15 protein-coding genes and 1 pseudogene are annotated in these 17,446 nt (G+C 62.9%); all 16 read right to left on the bottom strand.

What is annotated here, in order from left to right; genetic code table 11:
* On the bottom strand, positions 1 to 453 hold a 453-nt coding region (locus tag EN955_RS04425), incomplete at its 3' end, for an acyltransferase family protein (RefSeq protein ID WP_164769872.1).
* A 108-nt stretch (positions 454 to 561) separates the two neighbouring features.
* Positions 562 to 1,875 carry a 30S ribosomal protein S12 methylthiotransferase RimO gene (gene rimO, locus EN955_RS04420; protein ID WP_013531645.1) on the bottom strand — a complete coding sequence of 438 codons (1,314 nt, stop codon included), beginning with the start codon at positions 1,873 to 1,875 and terminating at the stop codon, positions 562 to 564.
* Positions 1,876 to 2,011: 136 nt separating this feature from the next.
* Positions 2,012 to 2,674: a TerC family protein gene (locus EN955_RS04415; RefSeq protein ID WP_013531644.1), complete on the bottom strand. Its 663-nt coding sequence runs from the start codon at positions 2,672 to 2,674 to the stop codon at positions 2,012 to 2,014.
* Between the two features lie 181 nt (positions 2,675 to 2,855).
* Positions 2,856 to 3,263: a DUF930 domain-containing protein gene (locus EN955_RS04410; protein ID WP_032808257.1), complete on the bottom strand. Its 408-nt coding sequence runs from the start codon at positions 3,261 to 3,263 to the stop codon at positions 2,856 to 2,858.
* Positions 3,264 to 3,319: 56 nt separating this feature from the next.
* Complete coding sequence (locus EN955_RS04405; RefSeq protein WP_024503270.1) at positions 3,320 to 4,018, bottom strand: DUF2161 domain-containing phosphodiesterase; 699 nt, start codon at positions 4,016 to 4,018, stop codon at positions 3,320 to 3,322.
* 102 nt (positions 4,019 to 4,120) lie between these two features.
* On the bottom strand, positions 4,121 to 4,918 hold the full coding sequence (locus EN955_RS04400; RefSeq protein ID WP_024503269.1) for a sterol desaturase family protein: 798 nt from the start codon (positions 4,916 to 4,918) through the stop codon (positions 4,121 to 4,123).
* A 190-nt stretch (positions 4,919 to 5,108) separates the two neighbouring features.
* Positions 5,109 to 5,222 (bottom strand): annotated as a pseudogene (locus tag EN955_RS04395) (LysR family transcriptional regulator); the annotation flags it as partial.
* Positions 5,223 to 5,376: 154 nt separating this feature from the next.
* Positions 5,377 to 6,189: an NAD(P)-dependent oxidoreductase gene (locus EN955_RS04390; RefSeq protein WP_024503267.1), complete on the bottom strand. Its 813-nt coding sequence runs from the start codon at positions 6,187 to 6,189 to the stop codon at positions 5,377 to 5,379.
* 3 nt (positions 6,190 to 6,192) lie between these two features.
* A complete protein-coding gene (locus EN955_RS04385) occupies positions 6,193 to 7,395 on the bottom strand; it encodes a pyridoxal phosphate-dependent aminotransferase (RefSeq protein WP_024503266.1) in 1,203 nt (400 codons plus the stop codon).
* Positions 7,392 to 9,011 (bottom strand): hydantoinase B/oxoprolinase family protein, encoded by a 1,620-nt coding sequence (locus tag EN955_RS04380; RefSeq protein ID WP_024503265.1) that lies wholly within the window; start codon positions 9,009 to 9,011, stop codon positions 7,392 to 7,394. The genes EN955_RS04385 and EN955_RS04380 overlap by 4 nt, the downstream gene beginning before the upstream one ends.
* Positions 9,008 to 11,104 (bottom strand): hydantoinase/oxoprolinase family protein, encoded by a 2,097-nt coding sequence (locus tag EN955_RS04375; RefSeq protein ID WP_024503264.1) that lies wholly within the window; start codon positions 11,102 to 11,104, stop codon positions 9,008 to 9,010. The genes EN955_RS04380 and EN955_RS04375 overlap by 4 nt, the downstream gene beginning before the upstream one ends.
* Entirely contained in the window at positions 11,101 to 12,771 is a 1,671-nt protein-coding gene (locus EN955_RS04370; protein ID WP_024503263.1) for a thiamine pyrophosphate-dependent enzyme, read from the bottom strand. The genes EN955_RS04375 and EN955_RS04370 overlap by 4 nt, the downstream gene beginning before the upstream one ends.
* 98 nt (positions 12,772 to 12,869) lie before the next feature.
* On the bottom strand, positions 12,870 to 14,294 hold the full coding sequence (locus EN955_RS04365; protein WP_024503262.1) for an FAD-binding oxidoreductase: 1,425 nt from the start codon (positions 14,292 to 14,294) through the stop codon (positions 12,870 to 12,872).
* Between the two features lie 60 nt (positions 14,295 to 14,354).
* Positions 14,355 to 15,113, bottom strand: coding sequence for an amino acid ABC transporter ATP-binding protein (locus EN955_RS04360; RefSeq protein WP_032899191.1), 759 nt, complete (start codon positions 15,111 to 15,113; stop codon positions 14,355 to 14,357).
* Positions 15,114 to 15,125: 12 nt separating this feature from the next.
* Complete coding sequence (locus EN955_RS04355; RefSeq protein WP_024503260.1) at positions 15,126 to 16,205, bottom strand: amino acid ABC transporter permease; 1,080 nt, start codon at positions 16,203 to 16,205, stop codon at positions 15,126 to 15,128.
* Positions 16,206 to 16,208: 3 nt separating this feature from the next.
* On the bottom strand, positions 16,209 to 17,372 hold the full coding sequence (locus EN955_RS04350) for an ABC transporter permease subunit (RefSeq protein WP_013530399.1): 1,164 nt from the start codon (positions 17,370 to 17,372) through the stop codon (positions 16,209 to 16,211).
* Between the last annotated feature and the right edge of the window lie 74 nt (positions 17,373 to 17,446).

Genomic DNA, 17,446 nt, shown 5'->3' with positions numbered 1-17,446 from the left:
GCCGTAGAACACCAGCTCAAGAACGATCGACCAGTAGACGCCGTCCATGAAGGGCTGGCCGAACGTCGGCGCGAACATCGACAGATTGGCGGCATACTGAACGAAAGAGGCCGAAAGCAGCGGCGACCCGGCAAGGAAGACAATCGCGAAGGTGATCGTCATGCAGAGCAGGAAGCCCGGATAGAGGCGAACGAACCGCGCGACCGCAAACTGGTCCCAACTGCGGTTTTCCGCCGACCAGGCAATGACGAAACCGCTGATCAGGAAGAACAGATTGACGCCGAGATAGCCGTAGAGGGCGAACGGTGCCGCAAGCGGATAACCCTCAGCCAGAATGCCCTCGGCAGCCGCGCCGCGAAAGAAATAGTGGAAGAACACGACAGCCATCGCCGCGACCAGCCTGAGCAGGTCCAGCGTCGCAATGTAATTTTGTTCCGCAGGTCTGGTGTTCATCCGCATTTCCCGCATCTACGGTCGGCAAACCATAGAGCGGATCGCGGCTGAGCGGGTTAAGAGGCCTAGATTATCGCCAGATGTAGTAAATTTACGCGGAACGAGGCGTCAGACCGCCGAACCATAGAGGTCATAGGCGTCGGCACGGTCGATCTTGACGGTGACGATATCGCCTTGGCGCAGCGGACGACGCGACTGGATGTGCACCGAGCCATCGATCTCGGGCGCGTCGTATTTGGTGCGGCCCTTTGCCGATGTGCCATGCGCCTCGTCGATCAGCACCGGGAGGCGCTTGCCGACTTTTCTGGCCAGCTGTGTCGCCGAAATCTTCTGCTGACGCTGCATGAAGCGGTGCCAGCGCGCCTCCTTGATTTCCTGCGGGACCTGTTCGAGACCGAGATCGTTGGAGCGGGCGCCGCGGACCGGCTCGTATTTGAAGCAGCCGGCGCGGTCGATCTTGGCTTCATCGAGCCAGTCGAGCAGCATCTCGAAATCGTCATCCGTCTCGCCGGGGAAGCCGACGATGAAGGTCGAGCGGATGGCCAGATCCGGACAGACCTCGCGCCAGCCGCGAATGCGCTCGAGCGTCTTTTCGCCATGCGCGGGCCGTCGCATGTTTTTCAGCACCTGCGGCGAGGCATGCTGGAACGGGATATCCAGGTAAGGGAGGATCTTGCCCTCCGCCATCAGCGGGATGACGTCGGCGACATGCGGGTAGGGGTAGACATAGTGCATGCGCACCCAGATGCCGAGCTTGCCCAGTTCCTCCGAAAGATCGAGGAATTTTGCGCGCACTTCACGGTCGCCGAACATCGACGTCTGGTACTTGATGTCGATGCCGTAGGCGCTGGTGTCCTGCGAGATGACCAGAAGTTCCTTGACGCCAGCCTTGGCCAGTTTCTCAGCCTCACGCAGCACATCTGCCGCCGGCCGCGAGACGAGGTCGCCACGCAGTGCGGGAATGATGCAGAAGGTGCAGCGGTTGTTGCAGCCTTCGGAAATCTTGAGATAGGCGTAGTGACGCGGCGTCAGCTTGACACCCTGCGGCGGCAGGAGATCGATATAGGGATCGTGCGAAGGCGGTGCGGCCTCATGCACCGCGGCCATCACGCTCTCATAGGCCTGCGGCCCGGTGATCGCCAGCACATTGGGGTGCTTTTCGCGAATGACGTCCGGCTCGGCGCCCAGGCAACCGGTGACGATCACTCGGCCGTTTTCCGAAAGCGCGGAGCCGATGGCGTTGAGCGACTCGTCGCGGGCGGAATCGAGAAAACCGCAGGTGTTGACGACGACGAGGTCGGCGCCGTCATGCTTGCGCGCGATTTCGTAACCTTCGGCGCGCAGGCGCGTGATGATGCGCTCCGAATCCACGAGGGCCTTCGGGCATCCAAGACTGACAAAACTCACGCGGGGAGCGGACATAGAGGGTTTCCGGGCTTTTCAGGATTGCCGGCGCAGTACCACACTTATTGCGGCATTGGTATGGGCAGGCCCGCGATGCGGCAAAACGCACGGCGGTCTTGCTTCGACGGAGTGAAGACGCGGATGTCCGCCAGCTTCAGCCGACCACGTTGTTCACATGTGGCCAGACCTCCACCGCGCCACGATAGACCATGTCCAGCGCGACATAGAGTATGATCAGCAGGCCGACATAGGCGATCCAGCGGTGGCGATGCAGCAGCTTGGCAATGAAGGTCGCAGCCAGCCCCATGAGCGCGATCGACAGCACAAGGCCGATGACCAGCACCGGAAAATGATCACGCGCCGCTCCAGCCACCGCCAGCACGTTGTCGAGCGACATCGACACATCGGCGACGACAATCTGCAAGGCAGCCTGGCCAAGGGTCTTGCGCTTCGACTTGCCGGCGACTGCCTGGTCACTGTTGAGGTCCGAATTCGACAGCGCCTCGGTCGCTTCCAGCTCATCGGCATGTGACGTGCGCAGCTCGCGGTACATTTTCCAGCAGACCCACAGCAGCAGGATGCCGCCGGCCAGCAGCAGGCCGACGATCGCCAGCAGCTTGACGGTAATTGCGGCAAAACCGATGCGCAGCACCGTTGCCGCAATCACGCCGATGAGGATCGCCTTCTTGCGTTGGTCAGCCGGCAGGCCGGCAGCGGCAAGGCCGATGACGATCGCATTGTCGCCGGCCAGCACGAGGTCGATGGCGATGACCTGGAGCAGGGCGGTCAGGCTGGCAGCGCTGAAAAAAATGTCCATCGACCGGAAGCCCTTGCTGATTTTGCCGAGTGTTCGTCGATTACCCAGAGGCCCTAACTTGGTGGTCCCTTGGCGTCAAGGGATCACGCGTGGCGCCATCACCGAAGCATCGTTACGTCAAGCCAGATCCAATGCTCGCGGCACTCGCCGACAGCCAGGCAAAACCATGGCCGATCGCAAATCAATCGTAGAGATTATACTTTGCCCAGTCGGCTTCCGGAATCTCGTCGCCGATCCGGTAGCGGAGTTGCAAGACTTCCATATGGTCCGGCCCGGTCTGGCACTTGAATTTCAGCCTATACCACTGCCCCTTGCTGCGAAACGCAGCACCCGGGCTCTTGATTGCATCGGCGCCCATCTCGGGCGTGGCAAAGGCGTAGGCGACGACGCGATCGGCTTTGAACTTGCGATCGTCATGGGTGATGCGGTCGAGCACTTCGGCGTCGCAACGCTGTTCAAGGCGAGTTTGGGGATCGAGTTTCATCAGTCCGGCGCGCAATGCATTGTCCATTGCGCTGGCTGGAAAACTCAGTGTCACTGACGCCAAGGCGGTCATGCAGAGCTTCTTCATGGGCGGGACAAGCAACATATTTTGTCGGAGAAATCAACCGAGCGGACCGCCTCGGACGCTGCGGGAATCTTCAATCATATGGCTGCTGCGTTCAAAATTGCGTGTCGGGATTCGTCGTGCGATGCCTGCGGCCAACGGACCAAAGAGGCACGGCCGGCATCGGTAAGATCGTAGAGGCCGCGGTCGACGCGCGCGAACCAGCCATAGACATTGTGCTGCAGGATCTTGGGCGCGATCGGCGTCACCGCCTTCAGATCTCGCGGCCGCCTGGGGCCATCCACCATGGCGGCAGCGCAGGCGAGGGCGCTTTGGCGATAGGCGGTCATGATCGGATTGCGCGATCCTCCTCCGGCAACGGGATCGCCGCGACGGCGCTGGTGCTCATCGACCAGGCGGGAGCGCCGGCGGGCATTTTTGCGCGGCGCCAGCGCGATCGGGCTGAGAAGCACCTCGACCCGGTCCGTCGCGGTCACGCCAAGCAAGCCGAAGCCAAGCCGGCGGCAGAGATTGCGGAACCTGGCATCGCTTTCGCGTCCCTTGCCGCGAGCCGACATGCGCGCGGCCAGCCACACCTCGTCGCAGGCCGCCGCACGATCGACACCTTGCAGCACCAGTTCGAGATTGAACTGCAGCTTCAACTCGCAGATGACGACAACCGGCGGCTCCCCCTCGCGCAACGCAACAACATCGCAGCCGTCGATCTCGCCTTTGACGACAAAGTCGAGGCTTTCGAGGAACCGCTTCACCGGCGCATAGAGTGAGGTCTCGTTCATGGCACAAGGTTTAGCCGATTCGAGGCGAAAAGCCTTCCGGTGGTTCGGCGTCCTGCGGCTCGAAAGGGGACCGGTGTGGATACCGCAACGCCGGGCCAGCCGTCAGGCTTCGGCGTTCGGCACCGCCCGGTTCGGCAGCTTCCTGCGGCGCAGGAGCGGATAGCCGATCTGGCCGAAATAGGTGGAAGGGATCGGATCGTCGACGCCGTACTTCTCCGGCACCTTGTCACCGGTGGGATTGTAGGTGCCGAACAGCACGTCGAGGAAAGGCAACTGCCCGGCGAAGTTCTTGTCATAGGCTTCGCGCTGGTTGGCATGGTGCCAGCGATGGAACTGCGGGCTGGCGATCAGCCACTTCAAGGGGCCGAACGGAATCCGCACGTTTGAATGCACAAGCAGCGTATGTCCAAGGTAGAGAGTCGAAAAGACGGCGATCGACGCTTCCGAGAAGCCGAGGAAAAAGATCGGCGTCAGCGATATTGCCTTTGTGACGATGGCGTCGACGGGATGATTGTGGAAGGCCCCGAGCCAGTCGAGTTCTTCAATCCCGTGGTGAACGGCATGGAACTTCCAAAGCGCCGGGATTTTGTGAAAGGCCCGATGTGTCCAGTAGACGCCGACATCGGTGATCACGATGATTTCGGCAACCTGCAGCCAGACGGGCTGGCCGCTGACGGCATGCGTTATCGCTTGCGGGACCAGGAGTGCAGCGGCACCGAGCGCGCCTGCCGCCATCATGACGATGGCCAGCTTTATGATGAAGCCGTTGAACAGCAGATAAATCAGATCGACAGCGAAGCCCTTGCGAAAGATCTTCTGCGGCCGCTCGGCAAACAGATGTTCAAACGGAATGAAGATCAGCGCGCAGATCAAAAGTGCCTTGATGCCGAAGATATCCATCGATTCGCCTCTGCGCGCAGTCTGCGCCTCTGAGAGGAACCACATCTCCCTTTCCAAAGGCTAAAGGCTCTGCCTTTTGCGCAAGGGCTCGGACGCGCGGAACGTGCGAGCAATGTCGCCGAACGCGGCGGCTCGGAGCAATGGAACCGTCGAACGCGGTTCCTTGACAAGGCTTCGAACCGTTCGTGTCCTAGCCGTCAGGACCCCAAACATCCGGGTTGCGTTTGAAATACTCAATCGGCATCTCGGTGAGCACGCGCACTTTCCGCGTAGGATGCTGCCCCGGCGGACGAAGAACCGAGGCCAGGTCGACCACGTTCTCTTTGGGTTTCGGCGCGGGTTTCGGGGGTTTTTTGCCCTTGCGCTTGGCGTCGATCATGGCAATCAACGCGGAGGCGAGCGACGATTGAACAGTCAGGCTTCCGTCTGCGCAATCTAGCGGATGGGTATTTTGATAGTTACGTCCGCTTGTCGTCCGGATGGCCAAGCTCGCAGAACCACCCGCCCAGATACTTCACCGATGGCGCCTTGGGATCCGGAATCTGCGTCTTCGCCTCGACCGCTGCGCGGAATGGCTCGGCGCTGTCTTGCGGGATGAACCCCAGATGGTTGGCGCCGCTGTTGTCGACCATTTTCAGCTTGTTGTCGGATATGCCGAACGAGATTGTGTGCCCGACGCGCGGCGCCGTCAGTGCTGCTTCGACCAGACGAACGCAGTCGGCGAAGGAAAGATACGACCACAGCATGCGTCGGTCGGCCGGTTCGGGAAAGGACGAGAAGATACGCAGGCAAGCCGTCTCAATGCCGAACTTGTCCCAGTAGAGCCGGCTCAGGCTTTCGACGAAATTCTTCGACACGCCGTAGAGGCTGTCGGGGCGCACCGGCGCATCGACGCCGATATGGGCTTCGACTTCATGATAGCCGATGGCATGCACCGAGGAAGCATAGATAACCCGCTTCACGCCGTGCTTCCGGGCGCCTTCGTAGATGTGGTAGGATCCGCGAATGCTGGAATCCAGGATCGTTTGCCATTCGCATTCAAGCGGCGCACCGCCGAAATGCACGATCGCGTCGCAGTCCTTGGTGGCCGCAAGTGTAGCCTCCATGTCGGCGAGATCGAAGACCGCTTCTTCCTCGTGAGGAGCAAGATCGCCGAACGGTTCGCGACCTGCCAGGCGGATCGTTTTTGCCAGCGGCACCAGCCCCTTTCGCAGTTCCGAGCCAAGCCGGCCGGCGGCGCCGGTGATCAGGATGCGTTCGTAATGCGGCATGGTCTACTCCACTTGCGCGACGGCGGCGTTGATCCGCGCGATCGCCTCGGCAAGCACCTCCTCGCTGGTGGCGGTGGAGATACGAAAATAGGGGGAAAGTCCGTAGGCAGTGCCCGGCACCGAGGCCACGCGGCCTTCGTTCAGAAGATAGGTCGCCACCGCCGTATCGTCCTCCAGCATGACGCCTTTTGGGGTCCTGCGGCCGATCAGGCTGGCGCAACCGATATAGGCATAGAATGCGCCTTCCGGCGGCGGCAGCGTCAGGCCGTTTATGCGCCTTATGCCATCGACGACCAGGTTCCTGCGCGCCTCGAATGCATCGCGGAAACGAGCCACCTCGTCCTGCGGGCCGTTCAGTGCGGCGACCGTCGCCGCCTGGGCAATCGAGCAGACCGAAGTGACCGACTGGCTCTGGATGATCGACATCGCCTTGACGAGTGGTGCCGGGCCGGCTGCATAACCGACACGCCAGCCGGTCATCGCATAGGCCTTGGCCACACCGTTGACGATGAGGCTTCGGTCCTTGAGGTCAGGGCAGGCCTTGCCGAAGGATACGAATTCGCGGTTATCGAAGATGATGTGCTCATAGATCTCGTCCGACAGGATGAGCACCTGCGGATGCCTGGCAAGGACAGCGCCAAGCGCCTTGAGATCGTCGCCCGAGTAGACCGCTCCGGATGGATTGCCGGGCATGTTCAGGAACAGCCACTTGGTTCTCGGCCCGATCGCCTTTTCCAAGAGTTCGGGCGTCAGCCTGAAGCCGCCGCTTTCCCTGCATTCGACCGTGACGGGCGTGCCGCCTAGCAGCTTCACCATCTCAGGATAGGAGACGAAATAGGGCGCGGGCAGGATGGCCTCGTCGCCGGGTTCCAGCGTCGCCATCAGCGCGTTGAAGATGATCTGCTTGGCGCCGTTGGCCACGACGATGTCGTCGGCCGTGTAGTCCAGTCCGTTCTCGCGCCTGAACTTCCCGGCCACGGCCTCGCGCACTTCCGGCGAGCCGGCTGCGGCGGTGTAGAGGGTCTGGCCCGCTTTGGCGGCTGCATAGGCCGCTTCGATGATGTGGGCAGGCGTCGGAAAATCAGGTTCGCCAAGGCCAAGGTCGATGACGTCGACGCCTTTGGCCCGTAGCGCCTTGGCCGCCTGCGAGGCGGCCATCGAAGCCGACGGCTTGACCACGGACAGGCGCGAGGAAATGTAGCTCATCGGCTTTTCTCCGAAATATAGCCCCTGGACACGTCCTGTGCCCGCGCCTCCGTACTGCGCCTGGAGGGATCGCCATAGCCGCCACCGCCAGGAAGTTCCAGCACCAGGCGACGCCCTTCCGGAACGTGCTGCCAGCCCTTGGGGCGCATCAGCGTGCCATCGTCGAGCCTGACGATGCCGGCGGTTCCGTCCTTGCCGCCATCGCGCCCCTTGGCTGGATGCCTGACCCGGTCGAACATGGCGGAAAAATCGAACTCGTGGCCTTCAGTGGCCGCGATTTCGAGGATCTGGCCGAGGCCGCCGCGAAATTCCCCGTCGCCGCCGGAATCGGGACGCAGTTCCTTGCGCCAGATGACGATCGGCCCGGTGTGCTCGGTCGCCTCGATCGGCATGGTATGGACACCGGACGGAAAGGCGGTGGCGGACAGCCCGTCCAACGTCGGGCGGGCCCCCATGCCGCCGGAATTGAACATCAGCACCTCGGCGCGGCGTCCATCGCTCCCGGCGACCGGCCTGACCGAGATGTGGATGTTCCACAGTGCCGCCGCCCCTTCGGCAAGGATCTGGCCCGGCAGCGCCTTGGCCAGCGCGCCCAGCACCAGATCGGGCACCATATGGCCGATGACGTGCCGCAGGGAGACCGGCGCCGGCCGCGGGGCGTTCAGGATGTTGGTCGGCGACGATATAGTGAACAGAGCAAGCGAGGCCGCATTGTTCGGGATCTCCGGCGCCACGACGCATTTCAGGGCGTAGCAGGCATAGGCCTTGCTGTAGATGATCGGAACGTTGATGCCCCATCGGCTTGTCGGATCGGTGCCGGAGAAATCGACATTCAAATGGTCGTCCTCAATCGAGACAGCTGCCACCAGCTTGACCGGCGTATCGTAGCCGTCGGTCACCAACTCGTTCGACCAGGTGCCTTTCGGCAGCGCCTTGATGCGCTCCAGCGTCGCGTCATGCGTGCGCGTGAAGATGAACTCTCCCAGCCTGTCCAGCGATGCCAGGCCGATCTCCTTCATCATGTCGACCAGGCGGCGATGGCCGACCTCGTTGCAGGCGGCCAGCGAATAGAAGTCGCCGACGACCTGGTTCGGCTCGCGCACATTGGCGCGCAGGATCTTCACCAGATCGAGGTTCACCTTGCCGCGCTCGGCGAACTTCATGATCGGGATCTGGATCCCTTCCTCGTAGACTGACTTGCCGTCGGCGCCGAAGCCACGTCCGCCAACATCGACCACGTGCGCGGTGCAGGCGAAGAATGCCACCAGTTCGCCGTTCAGGAACGAGGGCGAGACCATGGTGATGTCATGGAGATGGCCGGTGCCTTTCCAGGGATCGTTGGTGACATAGGTGTCGCCCTCGTACATCTCCTCGCGCGGGATCTCGTTCATGAACTGCAGCACGGCCTCGGCCATGGTGTTCACATGCCCTGGCGTACCGGTCACGGCCTGCGCCAGCATCTCGCCGCGCGGATTGAACACGCCGGCCGACAGATCGCCCGATTCACGCACCGACGTGGAGAAGGCCGTACGCAACAGGGTCAGCGCCTGCTCCTCGACCACCGAAATCAGGCGATTCCACATCACCTGCATGCGGATTTCCAAGATGTCGCTCATGCCTGGACCCCTTTGCGGATCAGGAGGATCGAACCGTCGCTCTGTAGCGCGGCATCGAAGAGAGTGGTGACGACCGTCGACGTCTCACGCTCGACGATCACCGCCGGACCGCTGATGCGATCCCCTGGCGAAAGGTCGGCGCGTTCGATGATGGCTGAAACCTGCACGGTTCCGGTCGCCGGATCGAAAACCTCGCGTGTTTGCGAAGCGGCGACGGTCCTGGTCCCCATGGTGATCTCGTGCCTTGCGGGCGCCGGCCGCACGTCCTGCGCCTTGACCGACCAGGTGACGATCTCGATTTCCAATCCGTCGAGGCCATCAATGGCACGGCCGAAGAAGCGCGCATAATTGTCCCGGAAGGCGTCCTTGAGGCTCACCTCGTCGCCGGGCTTGAACGCCCTGTCGGGCAGCGGCACCGGGATTTCCCAACCCTGGCCGGCATAGCGCATGAAGGCGGTGATCTCGCGGGTGATGGCATTGTTAGTGCCGGCTCGCACGAAGCTCTCGGCAGTCGTCTTCAGCCCGTCGAGCAGCGCATTCACCTCGCATGCATCGAAGCGCGACAGCCGCATCAGCTTGGAAGCCAGCGCCTCGTAGCCGAACGGCGCCTTGAGGAAACCGATGGCCGAGCCGACGCCGGCGCCTTGCGGGACAAGGCACTGTTCGACGCCAAGCTTCTCGCACAGCCGCGCCGCATGCAGGGGCGCTGCACCGCCAAAGGCGATCATGACATTGTCGGAGATGTTCTTGCCGTTTTCCACCGCGTGGACGCGGGCGGCATTGGCCATATTCTCGTCGACGACCTCGCAGATGCCGAAAGCGGCGGAAACGGAATTGAGCGAAAGCCGGGTGCCGACATCGCGGGTGATCGCCTGCTCGGAAGCCTGCGTGTCGAGCCTGATGGCGCCGCCGGCGAAATTGTCGGGATCGAGCTTGCCCAGCACCAGGTCGGCATCGGTGATGGCTGGGCGGCTGCCGCCACGCCCGTAGCAGGCGGGACCGGGTTCGGACCCGGCACTTTCCGGGCCGGTCTGGATGCGGCCCATGGCGTCGACCCAGGCGATCGAGCCGCCGCCGGCGCCGATCTCGATCATCTCGATGACCGGGATCGAGATCGGCATGCCGGAGCCTTTGCAGAAGCGATAGGTGCGGGCGACCTCGAAGGTCCGCGCCGTGCGCGGCGAATAGTCCTCGATCAGGCAGATCTTCGCGGTCGTTCCGCCCATGTCGTAGGAGACGACGGAGTCCAGGTCGAAGCGCCGCGCCACGTCGGCCGCAAAAATGGCACCGCCGGCCGGACCGGACTCGACCAGGCGCACCGGAAATTCGGACGCGGTTTCCACCGAGATCAGTCCGCCGCCCGAGTGGATCATGAACACCGGACAGTTCGCCCCCATCTCCTTCAGCCGCACCTGGAGGCGCACCAGATAGTCGGCCATCTGCGGCCGGACATAGGCATTGGCGCAAACCGTGTTGAAGCGTTCGAACTCGCGCATCTGCGGCGAGACCTCAGCGCTGATGGAAATCGGTATGTCCAGCTTTCTGGCGAGGATCGCGCGTGCCCGCTGCTCATGCACCGGGTTCATGTAGGAATGGATGAAGCCGATGGCGACGGCGCCGAAGCCGCCCGCGGCGATGCTGTCGGCGATCTCGTCGAGCGCTGCTTCGTCCAGCGGCTGCAATTCCTTTCCGTCCGCGCCGATGCGCCCCTTGACCGTATAGCGATGCTCGCGCGGGATCAGCGGCGGCGGCAGCTTCAGGTTCAGATCATACTGTTCGAACCGGTTTTCCGTGCGCATCTCGATGACATCGCGAAACCCTTCGGTGGTGACCAATGCCGTCTTGGCGCCACGCCGTTCGATGAGCGCGTTGGTCGCCAGCGTGGTGCCGTGAATGACGATGTCGAGGTCCGCCAGCGTGATGCCGGCGTCGCGCACGACGATCTCGATCCCGTCGAGGATAGCCTGTTCGGGGGCGGCATAGTTGGTCAGGATCTTGGTCGAAAAGATCGTGCCGCGCACATCGACCACAATATCGGTGAACGTGCCGCCGATATCCGCGCCGAGACGGATGTCATTTGCCGTACTGGTCATGCGTTGGCCTTATGCGAAGCGAGCGCTGCGTCGCGCATTTGGGAAAGGGTTTGACGCGGCGTGATCGCCTCCGGGGAAATATCCAGCTCCAGGACCGCGCCGGTCGCGGATGCCAGCGCCCTGCCGAAAGCGCCGGCGAAATCGCAGGTCGCGCCGACCTGCTCGGCGTGGAAGCCATAGGCCCGGGCGATGCCGACGAAATCCGGGTTCTCGATGTTCGTTCCCGACACGCGCGCCGGATAGTGCCGCTCCTGATGCGCGCGGATGGTCCCGTAGATGCCGTTGTTCAGGATGAGGACGATCGGCTGCGCCCCGGCCTGCATCGCCGTCCCCAACTCCTGGCAGTTCATCTGGAAATCGCCGTCACCGGCAAAGCAGACCACCGTGCGTGAGGGAAAGGCCACTTTGGCCGCGATGGCCGCCGGCAGGCCGTAGCCCATGGCGCCGGATTGCGGTGCAAGCAGCCGCGCCTTTGGCCCGAATTTGAAGAACTTGTTTGGCCACACGGTGAAATTGCCGGCGCCGTTGGTCAGGATGACGTCGTCGGGCAGCGTTTCGCGCAGCCAGCGGCTGACTTCGACCATGTCGACCGGGCCCGGCTGGGCAGGCGCGGTGAACGTGCCCTCATAGCTTTGGCGTGCCTGCGACCGCCACGCGGCCCAGTCGCCCTTGACCGGCGAGAGCGCCTTGGCGAAGGCGTTCGGCCCGGCATGGATGCCAAGCGCCGGCACATAGATCTTGCCGATCTCGCGATCCGAAGCATGGACATGGATCAGCTTCTGCTTCGGCTCGGGCACGGACAGCAGCGTGTAGCCATCCGTGGTCATCTCGCCGAAGCGCAAATTGATCGCCAGGATCACATCGGCGTCCCGGATCAGCTTCTTGACATGCGGGACCATGCCGACACCGGCCTCGCCGACGAAGACCGGTGAGCCATTGTCGAACTGATCCTGGAAACGGAACGCCGCGACCACCGGAATGTCGGAGGTTTCGGCGAAAGCCTGGAGCACGGCACGCCCGTCAGCTGACCAGTTGGCACCGCCGATCAGGATGACCGGTCTGCTGGAGGCGGCCAGCATGGACCGGGCCTCGGCCAGCGCATCGGCATCGGCCGCGGCCTCGAACACCCTGGCAGGCCCGCTGAGCGCCGCGACATCGGTCGGCGTGGTCAGCATGTTCTCGGGCAGGGCGATCACCACCGGGCCGGGCCGCCCGGTGAGCGCCGTGGTCCAGGCCCGGGCAATGATTTCCGGCAGGCGCTCGACAGCGTCGATCTCCACCGCCCATTTCGCCATCGTGCCGAACACCGCGCGGTAGTCGATTTCCTGAAACGCTTCGCGGCCGCGCATGTCGGTGCCGACCTGGCCGACGAACAGGATCATCGGCGAACTGTCCTGCATCGCCGTGTGCACGCCGATGGACGCATTGGCGACACCCGGTCCGCGCGTCACGAAGCAGATGCCCGGCGAACCCGTCAGCTTGCCATAGGCCGAGGCCATGAATGCCGCGCCGCCCTCGTTGCGGCACAGCACGTAGTCCAGCTTTCCACGAGTGTCGTGCAGCGCGTCCAGCACGGCCAGATAGCTTTCGCCCGGCACACCGAAACTCTTGGTCGCGCCGAGCGCGATCAGGCACTCGACAAGGAGGCGACCGCCATTGCGGATCATGCTGCGACATCCTTCATTCAGGCGGCAAGCGGACCGAGCCTGCCTTTCGAATTCATACGTGCACGCTGGCGCATCGAGACGAAACCAAGAAATGCCGTCTATTCGAAAGTTTTTCTTTCCCGAGAGGCGCGCACCAGGACGTCCGGGTTCATCGTGCCCAGCGGATCGAACGCGCCTTTGAGCCGCGCCATGAGCTCTCGCTCCACCAGGCCGCGATTGCGGTCGGCCATGACCACCTTTGCCCGGCCAAGCCCATGCTCGGCGGCAAAGCTGCCGCCCATCTGAGTGGCAAGAGATGACAGCGCCTCTGCGAACAGCTCGGCCTTGCCGTCGAAATCGGCACGACCTTCCGGCGGAGACAAATTGTAATGGATGTTTCCGTCGCCGAGGTGCCCGAACGGGTTTATCCGCACACCGGGAAGAATGCCGCCGCAGATCTTCGCGCCTGCCTCGACGAAACGGGCGATTGCACCTGGAGGGACGGAGATGTCGTGCTTGAGTTGCTCGCCTTCCAGCCTTTGTCCCTCCGGTTGCTCTTCGCGCAGCCGCCAGAATTGTGCCCGATGCGCACCTGTCGCCGCCAGCGCGCCGTCACTAACCAGGCTCTGTTCCATGCCCCATTCCAGCGCTGACGCCAGGATCTCGTCCAGGGGAACGCGTGACGACCCCGATGCCAGTTCGACCAGCAGATAGACGTCGCCCCGTGTCTCCAGTTGGTAGGCAAGGTCGGGCACGTGCTTGAGCGCCAATCGCAGGCCCACATCGGAGAAGAACTCGAGGCCAGTCAGGAATTCCCCGGCCTCGCCGCGCAGGAAGGCGCCGAACGAAACGGCGGCGGCAAAGCCGGGCAGGACCAGAAGGGCGCTCGCTTGCTGCCGAGGCTTGGGGTAGAGCCGCAGGATCGCGCGCGTGACGATGCCGAGCGTGCCCTCAGCGCCACAGAACAGCTTGCGCAGTTGATAGCCGGCATTGTCCTTCTGCACCGCGCGCAGTCCGTCCCAAATCCCGCCATCAGGCGTCACGACTTCGAGACCCAGGGCGAGATCCTGCATCATGCCGTATCGGAAAGCCTGGCTGCCGCCCGCATTGGTGCCGATCAGGCCGCCGATCCTGGCGCTGCCTTCTGCGCCCAGACGCATTGGAAACATCAGGCCATTCGGTTCCAGCGCCTCGTGCAGCGTTGCCAGCACGACACCCGCCTCGACGACGATCGATCCGCTGTCCAGATCCGGCTTCCCGATCGCCGTCATGCGTGACAGCGAGACGATCACCGCATTCGGCTGCTCGGCGACGGCGGCGCCGCAAAGCCCGGTGTTCCCGCCCTGTGGCACCACCGCCAGCCCTGCCTCGCGACATAGCTTGACGACACTGGCAACCTCCGGCGTATCCGCGGGCCTGGCAACGCCAAGAGGTGCGACGCCATAGCGATTGAGCCAATCGCGCTGGTAGGGCTCGGCATCCCGGCCCGAAAGCCAGCCTTTCGGCCCGAGAATCTCGTGCAGCGCGGTGGCGTGATCGGTCATTGATCTACCCGAGTTAGCTGAGGGCGTGCCGAGCGACACGTCCGGATCGTTGCTTTCCAATCAATGACCCAGCACCTGCGACAGGAATTGTCGAGTGCGCTCGTTGCGGGAAGAGGTGAAGAACTCGTCCGGAGGCGCTTCTTCGAGGATCTCGCCGCCGTCCATGAAAAGCACCCGGTCCGCCACGCGACGCGCAAAGCCCATTTCATGCGTCACGCAGATCATCGTCATGCCTTCCGAGGCAAGCGTGACCATGACGTCAAGCACTTCGGAAACCATTTCCGGATCGAGCGCCGAGGTCGGTTCGTCGAACAGCATGATCTGCGGCTGCATGCAAAGAGCGCGTGCAATGGCGACGCGCTGCTGCTGACCGCCGGACAATTGGCTGGGATATTTCATGGCCTGCTCGGGAATGCGCACCTTCTCCAGGTAGTGGCGGGCGGTTGCCTCGGCTTGCGCCCGCGGCTGCTTGCGCACGATCATCGGGGAGATCATGCAGTTCTCCAGCACCGTCATGTGCGAGAACAGGTTGAAGTGCTGGAACACCATGCCGACTTCACGCCTGATCTCGTCGATATTGCCGACATCGTCGTTGAGCTCGGTCCCGAGCACCGCGATGCGGCCGCGATTGTGCTGTTCGAGGCGGTTGATGCAGCGGATCATCGTCGATTTGCCGGAGCCGGAGGGTCCGCAGACGACGATTTTTTCGCCCCGTTGTACGGAAAGGTTTATCCCGCGCAGTGCTTGGAACGTGCCGTAGTATTTGTCGAGGTTTTCGATGCGGAGCGCCGGCTCACCGGTCGAATTGGTTGAGATCACCTGCACGCCTCCTTACCGTTCGCTGACCGACATGCGGCGCTCGAGAAAGGCGCCATAGCGGGATAGGCTGAAGACGAAGATGAAGTAGATGAAGGCGATGAAGGCATAGACTTCGACATAGGCGAAGCGCCATTCGCCGGTGCCATAGGCGGCATTGCCGGAAGCCAGGATCTCGAAGAAACCGACGATGACCACCAGCGAGGTCTCCTTGAACGAGATGACGAACTGGTTGATCGTGGCCGGCATCGCGTTGCGCATTGCCTGAGGCAGGAGGATGCGGCTGATGCGTTGCCAGTAGCGCATGCCGAGCGCCATGGCAGCCTCCTCCTGTCCTGTCGCAACGCCCTGCATGCCGCCTCTCACGATCTCAGCCTGATAGGCGGAGAAGAACAGAGCGGAGCCGAGGATCACGCGGTAAAGCTTATCGCCCTGCAGCCATTCCGGCAGCGCGAACGGCAGAACCACTGCAAAGGTGAAGAGGATCGATATCAGCGGAAGCGACCGGATCCCGTCGATGATGAGGCCGGTGGTCCGCGAAATCCAGGGCAGCTCCGACCGGCGCAGCAAGGCCAGGCAGATCGCCAAGGGGAAACCGATCAGGCAGGTGGTAACGAAGATGAACAGGGTCAGCGCCAGCCCGCCCCAGGCTTCCTCGCCGACATGGGCAAGGCCAAGCACGCCGCCTTTCATCAATAGGTAGAAAAGGCCTGTTCCGGCTCCCCATACCAGCGCGATCCGGCGGCCCGTCCAGAACGCCGGGATACAGCTCAGCACCGTCATCACCACAACGGCGACGCAGGCCAGCGCCGAGCGCCATTGTTCCTCGTAGGGATAGAGGCCGAAGAAGATGATCCGCCATCTCGCTGCGATGACCGACCAGCAGGCTCCCGCTGTCGCCTGGCAGGCTTCCGGCCCGCCGCTGGTGGTGAAGACAGCCGAGAAAACCGCCCAATTCAGCAGCTTCCAGACCAGGAAGACCATGATCGTCAGACAGGCCAGCGACACCACCGCCTGAAGCGGCGTCGCGAAGAAGCGTCGCCTCAGATCCTCAAGCCTGCCGGGAGCGGGTGGAGCGACAATGACCATCTCCATCTCTCAGCCCCTCAGTTGATTGCCCTTGAGGGCAATTGCCTTGTTGATGCGGTTGAAGACGGCGGCAAGGCTGAGGTTGATGGCGAGGAAGCCTGCCATCAGGATGCCGATCGCTTCGAGTGTTTGCCCGGAATGGTTGATCGTCAGCGCCACAATCATGAAGAAGTCGGTGAAGCCCACGGCGATGCCCATCGTCGTCGCCTTCATCAGCCAGACATACTGATTGGCAAGGATCGGCAGCATGGCACGCAGCGCCAGCGGCAGCCGCACCAGCGTGAAGACCCGCCAGGGACTAAGGCCCAAGGAAAGGGCTGCCTCGACCTGGCCGGTGCCGACAGATTTGAAGCCTCCGCGCACGATCTCCGCAATGTAGGAGCCGCCATAGATGGCGATGGCGATGGCGAGGGTGGCGAACTCCGGAGGGATACGCAGGCCGCCTCTCAGATTGAGGCCTTGCAGGGCAGGGAAGTCCAGCAGCGGCGTATCCGGCAGACGTCCGAGAGCCAGAATGATGGTCGCGCAGGCCAGTGCCGCTGCGGCGGCGGCAAACTGGATGGTGCGCCGCTGGCCGATCGGCTGGGCAAGGAGCGACGTCCTGCCCAGCCAGGCCGGCAGCACGATGGCCGCGATCACAGCCACTGTGGCTGCGGCAAACGCGGCACTGCCGACGTTCGGGAACGGGATGTAGAGTCCTCGGCTGGTGAGCAGGAAGCCCCAGGCTTCGTGCGCGCTGCGCGGCGTCGGCAGGTGCGTGATGATCGCATACCAGAAGAAAACCTGGAGGATCAGGGGAATGTTGCGGAAGATGTCCACATAGGTACGGCCGAGCAGCCGCGCCAAATCGTTCGAAGACGTCCGCGCCAGACCGACGATCGTTCCCACGATCGTCGCCAGTATCAGGCCGACGCTCCCCAGGAACAGCGTGTTGATGATGCCGATGAGGAAGTACCACCAATAGGGATCATTGGCCGTGGCGGGCAGCAGCGAGAAATTCACATCCCAACCCGTCGACTTGAACAGAAAGTCGAATCCGGAGGTGATCCCCTGATCAGCCAGGTTGCGGCGGGCGATCACGATGCCGGCAAGCACCATCGCGGCGATCGAGCCGACATAGAGGACCTGCAACAGCGCGTTGCGGACCTTTTGATTTCTCAGCAGGCTGACCATCCAAAGATCCTTGCCGAATTGTCGCCGACCCCGCCCGGCTGTGCCGGGCGGGGCCTGGAGCGGGTGAGTTAAGG

Source organism: Mesorhizobium sp. M7A.F.Ca.CA.001.04.2.1 (genome assembly GCF_003998485.1).
GTDB lineage: Bacteria > Pseudomonadota > Alphaproteobacteria > Rhizobiales > Rhizobiaceae > Mesorhizobium > Mesorhizobium ciceri.
The sequence above is the reverse complement of the archived record's forward strand: the minus strand, read 5'-3'. Positions and strand labels throughout refer to the sequence as shown.

What these genes read in the sequence shown, in the direction of transcription:
- rimO (WP_013531645.1), bottom strand. Translation starts at nt 1,875, where the DNA reads ATGTCCGCTCCCCGCGTGAGTTTTGTCAGTCTTGGATGCCCGAAGGCC.
- EN955_RS04415 (WP_013531644.1), bottom strand. Translation starts at nt 2,674, where the DNA reads ATGGACATTTTTTTCAGCGCTGCCAGCCTGACCGCCCTGCTCCAGGTC.
- EN955_RS04410 (WP_032808257.1), bottom strand. Translation starts at nt 3,263, where the DNA reads ATGTTGCTTGTCCCGCCCATGAAGAAGCTCTGCATGACCGCCTTGGCG.
- EN955_RS04405 (WP_024503270.1), bottom strand. Translation starts at nt 4,018, where the DNA reads ATGAACGAGACCTCACTCTATGCGCCGGTGAAGCGGTTCCTCGAAAGC.
- EN955_RS04400 (WP_024503269.1), bottom strand. Translation starts at nt 4,918, where the DNA reads ATGGATATCTTCGGCATCAAGGCACTTTTGATCTGCGCGCTGATCTTC.
- EN955_RS04390 (WP_024503267.1), bottom strand. Translation starts at nt 6,189, where the DNA reads ATGCCGCATTACGAACGCATCCTGATCACCGGCGCCGCCGGCCGGCTT.
- EN955_RS04385 (WP_024503266.1), bottom strand. Translation starts at nt 7,395, where the DNA reads ATGAGCTACATTTCCTCGCGCCTGTCCGTGGTCAAGCCGTCGGCTTCG.
- EN955_RS04380 (WP_024503265.1), bottom strand. Translation starts at nt 9,011, where the DNA reads ATGAGCGACATCTTGGAAATCCGCATGCAGGTGATGTGGAATCGCCTG.
- EN955_RS04375 (WP_024503264.1), bottom strand. Translation starts at nt 11,104, where the DNA reads ATGACCAGTACGGCAAATGACATCCGTCTCGGCGCGGATATCGGCGGC.
- EN955_RS04370 (WP_024503263.1), bottom strand. Translation starts at nt 12,771, where the DNA reads ATGATCCGCAATGGCGGTCGCCTCCTTGTCGAGTGCCTGATCGCGCTC.
- EN955_RS04365 (WP_024503262.1), bottom strand. Translation starts at nt 14,294, where the DNA reads ATGACCGATCACGCCACCGCGCTGCACGAGATTCTCGGGCCGAAAGGC.
- EN955_RS04355 (WP_024503260.1), bottom strand. Translation starts at nt 16,205, where the DNA reads ATGGAGATGGTCATTGTCGCTCCACCCGCTCCCGGCAGGCTTGAGGAT.
- EN955_RS04350 (WP_013530399.1), bottom strand. Translation starts at nt 17,372, where the DNA reads ATGGTCAGCCTGCTGAGAAATCAAAAGGTCCGCAACGCGCTGTTGCAG.